Annotated in this window: 4 protein-coding genes; all 4 read right to left on the bottom strand. The window is 40.7% G+C overall.

The features are described 5' to 3' along the window. On the bottom strand, positions 1-726 hold a 726-nt coding region (locus tag QZZ35_RS10670), incomplete at its 3' end, for an AI-2E family transporter (RefSeq protein ID WP_291237387.1). Beyond that, a complete protein-coding gene (locus tag QZZ35_RS10665) occupies positions 716-1,285 on the bottom strand; it encodes a phosphatase PAP2 family protein (RefSeq protein WP_291237386.1) in 570 nt (189 codons plus the stop codon). The genes QZZ35_RS10670 and QZZ35_RS10665, both read right to left, overlap by 11 nt. Positions 1,286-1,298: 13 nt before the next feature. Further along, positions 1,299-2,204 (bottom strand): radical SAM protein, encoded by a 906-nt coding sequence (locus QZZ35_RS10660; RefSeq protein WP_291237385.1) that lies wholly within the window; start codon positions 2,202-2,204, stop codon positions 1,299-1,301. A gap of 18 nt (positions 2,205-2,222) precedes the next feature. Then, positions 2,223-2,990: MATE family efflux transporter (locus QZZ35_RS10655; RefSeq protein ID WP_291237384.1), on the bottom strand; the 768-nt coding region annotated here is incomplete at its 5' end.

Here is a 2,990-nt window from a genome sequence, read left to right as displayed (position 1 = left end):
ATTGGCCATGTCCGGTTTAAAAAGAGCGTAAGTGATCTTCTTTGACTGGCCTGTAAATGTTTCTGTACTCATCAAAACATAAATGGATATGATGATACCGATTACAGTATTATAGAAGAAACCGAAAATATTCATCATACTTGACGTAAAGACATTAATTCCATCCATGATACGCGGGTAAAGATCATTCTTCATCCATGTCTGGAAAAGTTCCATTCCCTGCTTAATCAGATTCTGTATGTCTTCTGAAATCTGCCCGTCTGCCTGAATATACTCAAACCACTCGGCCACCCGACGTGTATAAGACGGAAAACGATAAATGATCTGGGAAACACTTATAACAAGCTGAGGAACAACCATATAACCGAGAATAACAACGATACCTATGGCAAGAACAATTGTAAGTGCCACAGAAATTCCCCGGACCATATTCCCTCTCTTCTTTTCTGTCCATTTTTTAAAAAAAGAAAGTTCTGATAATTTCCGTTGAATAAAATTTACGACCGGCATTAAGATGTAGGCGATCACTAACCCGAAAATAACCGGTGCAAGTATCCTCATAAGCACACCAAAAGCATTTTTTATTGCAGTCCATTTAAAAAGAATAAAAATAAAAAGAACCGTAACAAAAATAACAAAAATATAAACCGCGGCCTGTCTGAGTCCCTTTCTGAACAGTTCCCAACCGCTTTTTTCATCACTTAAATGATTCTGCTCATTTGACATATACTTCACCTGACTTTCTATTCAGCCACCATTGAACCAAATGGACGGCAATACAAGCACATAAGATACCAATAATTATTCCGCATATGACATCTGACGGAAAATGTACACCTACATAAAGTCTTGACCAGGCAATAAGCACTGCAAGAATCATAGACAAAATACCGATCCAGCGCTGTTTATGATCACACATTTTCCATATTGCCACGGCTGCCGCAAAGGAACTGCTTGCGTGTCCCGAAGGAAATGAGAAATCTTTCTGAGCTTCAAGAAGCAGGATAATATCCTGAAACTGTTCATAAGGCCTTATCCGGGCAACATAATTTTTCAAAAACACATTGACGATCAACCCGCTGAATAAAAGCCCTGCAATACCGCATATTCCCATTTTTCGCGTTGATTTAAAGAACAAAAACAAGATACATAAAAGAATCCATATTTTTGCACCATCCCCAAGATGACTGATAAATACGATCGGATCCGTCATCCAGTCAAATCTGAGATGTTCCTGGATAAATAAAAGTATCTGATGATCTATCTGGGTTATCCATTCTGCCATATTCTTTCTCCTTTCACACGCCTTCGCCGTCAAAATCCGGTATAAAACTTTCCTCTGCCGTCTGTCCCTCCTGCACAAAGGCATTTTCAACACCCTTTCGGATCATATACTGAACAAGCCGTTCATAAACTTTCGTTTTGACTTTCTGATTCAATTCCGGATATTTTTCCAACGGTCCCGAAGGGGTATACTGATTCATAAGACTTATATAAATCTGATCGCCATAGGTTTCATAAAGATAATCAATTATTTTTCTGGAATCCATCGACTGCCCCGGAAGCACCATATGACGAACGATAATCCCCTTCTTCATCATGCCGTCTTCATCAAAAACAGGCGTTCCTGTCTGCCGAAACATTTCTTCCAGAGCCTTTGTGGCATAAAAAGAATATCCTTCCTCATGTGCATATCGTCTCGAAAGATGAATATCCATAAATTTAAAATCCGTCAGATAAACATCCACCCAGCCATCTAAAAGCTCTAATGTATCTACTTTTTCAAATCCGCCCGTATTATATACAATAGGAATGCAAAGTCCCATCTTACGGCTGATTCGGAGCGCTTCCACGATCTGGGGAACAAAATGTGTCGGCGTTACAAGATTAATATTGTGAGCGCCTTTTTGCTGAAGTTCCATAAAAATTTCTGCAAGACGAAGAATCGAAATCTCCTTGCCTGCACCGCCTCTGGATATCTGCCCGTTCTGACAGAACACACAGCCCAGATGGCATCCGGTAAAAAACACGGTTCCTGATCCTCTTGTGCCGGAAATACACGGTTCCTCCCACATATGAAGTGCGGCTCTGGCCACCTTAAGTGAAGCTGTCTGGCCGCAAAATCCCCGTCTGCCCGAGAGCCGGTCAACACCGCACTCTCTCGGGCATAAAACACATTCTCTGTACCATTTTTTCCAATTCATCTGTCCACGCCTTTCCTTTTAGAAATTTAACGTTTTCAGCACTTTTCTAAGGAAAATTCCACTTAAAACAATGGACATGATTTCAGCTAAAGGAAAAGCCAGCCATACCAGATCTAAATTTCCCGTTTTCGATAACAGATAAGCCGCCGGAACAAGCACGACAAGCTGACGTCCCACAGAAATAAACATACTGTAAATACCGTGTCCCAATGACTGAAGCATGGAAATACTGATAATACTGAATGCAGCAAAAATAAAACTGATACTGATCAGACGCAGTGCCGGTATACCGATAGACAGCATCGATTCTGAAGCATTAAAGAGCTGAAGTAAAAATCCCGGACACAGCTGGAATGCGACAAAGCCAAGCATCAACATACAAAAGGCATAAAGCATTCCCAGTTTCATTGCCGTCATAATACGTTTCTTTTGTTTTGCACCGTAATTGTAGGCTATGATCGGAACAAGACCATTATTCATGCCAAATACAGGCATAAACACAAAACTCTGAAGTTTAAAATATACACCAAAAACGGCTGTCGCTGTTGATGTAAAGGACATCAGTATTTTATTCATACAAAACGTCATAACCGACGCAATACTTGCCATAATAATAGAAGGAACACCTACAGAATAAATGCGTCCGATGACATGGGGCTCCGGCCGCATATCTTTAAATCTAAGCTTAATATCTGCATTTTTCGCGATATTAAACATAGCACTGATCACCATAGCCACAATCTGTCCGATAACTGTTGCCCAGGCTGCACCTGCCACTTCCATCTT

The sequence above is a fragment of the Frisingicoccus sp. genome, assembly GCA_016298055.1.
In the GTDB taxonomy this organism is placed as follows: Bacteria; Bacillota; Clostridia; order Lachnospirales; family Lachnospiraceae; genus Frisingicoccus.
The sequence above is the reverse complement of the archived record's forward strand: the minus strand, read 5'-3'. Positions and strand labels throughout refer to the sequence as shown.